Annotated in this window: 1 protein-coding gene; it reads right to left on the bottom strand. The window is 35.3% G+C overall.

What is annotated here, in order from left to right:
- On the bottom strand, positions 1–1935 hold a 1935-nt coding region (locus KPL50_RS26285), incomplete at both ends, for a phage tail tape measure protein (protein WP_216301428.1).

The following is a 1935-nucleotide window of genomic DNA, read 5'->3' as shown; positions in this document are numbered from 1 at the left end:
ATATACTTTCGGTTTTGTTATTGCTTTTACTTTTGTACCCTTATCCTCTACGCCTACATTGCCAATCTTCCCAATTTTTACACCTGGTATTTTACTCATTAAACCAGTAACTAGATTTATTTTATTTATTACTCCATTCAAAATGCCTTCGCAAATGCTTTTAATGCCTCCAAATATACCGCTAAATATATTGACTACACCTTTCCAAGCCTTGCTCCAATCTCCTGTAAAAACGCCAGTCACAAATTGTATTATGCCACCGAATACTTTAATTGCGCCCTCTACAACTCCTTTGATCATATTAAATTTACTTTTTACAACATCTAAAATATAAGAGAATACCACTCCGAAAATAGGCTTAAGAACACTGCTCAAAAATCCAACTAGTGGCATTAAAATACTAGTAACAAAATTTGATATAATTGGATATAAGAAATTAAAAGCATTTACAACTGTATCTTTTATTGTTATTGCCATATCTTTTAAAATAGGGACTATGGTAGTCATTATATAGTTTCCAAATTGCTTAAGAGGCGGTAACGCATTAGTAACAATATAGCTTCCAAACTCTTTAAGTTTTGCAACTAAACCCGCCACGCCTTCTCTAAATTCAGCACTATTTTTATATAATAAAGTAAACCCTACTATTAGTGCAGTTATACCTATCGCTACCCACCCAAATGGTGTTAGTGCTAACCCGCCACTCAACAATGCCATTGCTATTTGCACCCCGAAAATAACACCTTTAAGTACCTTCATTATCTTAATCGCAACATAAAAACTAGCAAATACTAAAGCTACATTTTCTATTGTTTTTTTATTATCTTTCAAGAAATTAAATACTTTTCCGATAACTTCAATTATTTTTGTTACTCCTAATGCTATTTTATCTACAAATCTTTGTATACCTCCGCTTTCTTCTAGTACTTTTAATTTGTCTGTTATTTTAGATACCAATTTACCAATCGCACCGCTAGTGTTATCCATTATTCCTGTCGCAATATTTTTAGTTCTTACTTTTAATTTATTTAGTCTACTGCCTAATGTATCTGCCATTATGTTAAATGCGTAATCTGTAGCACCTGCACTATTTTTCAGTGCTACTAATCCATTATTGAAGTCTTTAAATCCTGAACCGCTTAGGACTAACGCGCCTGTCAAGGCTCTTACGTTTCCGAATAAACCGGCCATTTTTTCTGTGCTTCCACCAGTTTTGGTTCGAACATCGGCCATGAATTTTGCGAATCCTTTAGACTTAAGGGTCGCTGCATTAAATTCTAATCCTAAACTTTTTGCCATGTCTGCTGATTCTTTGCTAGGTGCTATTATGCTTGTAAACATACCCTTTAGCTGTACTGCTGCTTCATCAGTTTTTATTCCATTTTTAGTTAATGCAATCATACCCGCATCTAGTTCATCTATACTCGCACCAGCCGCCTTTGCTATTGGTGTTACGCTTCCCATACCCTCTGCTAGTTCCGCAACTGTTGTTACGCCTAGATTTTGGACAATAAGCATTTTATCAGAAATTGATTGCATTGCTTTAGTTCCGCTTTTACCATATACATTCATTGTTGACATCAGAACTTTCAAAGCACTATTTGAATCTGTAAACCCTGCTTTTGCTAGCTTAGCTGAAACTAAAGCAGCTTCCAAAGAATTGGCACCACTAACTCCACTTGAAATAGCGTTGTACTGCGTGTCCCCTAATTCTGTTGTGCTTATTCCTGTATCGCTACTAGTTTTTAAAAGTCCTTTTTTAATATCTTTCTTTTCTAAACTTGCCCCCGCTATAGATTTTACTTTTGCTGCAGCTTCGTCAAGTTCTTTCATACCCTCAAATCCAACTTTAATTACAAACCCAGCGGCTAAAGTTGCCATTGCAATGCCTAATTTTACCGCCTTATCTCCAGCTTTCTCAAAATTCTTTTTAGC

This window comes from Clostridium sp. CF012, from assembly GCF_018861755.1.
GTDB lineage: Bacteria > Bacillota > Clostridia > Clostridiales > Clostridiaceae > Clostridium_AD.
This window is presented reverse-complemented; position numbering and strand designations above follow the sequence as displayed.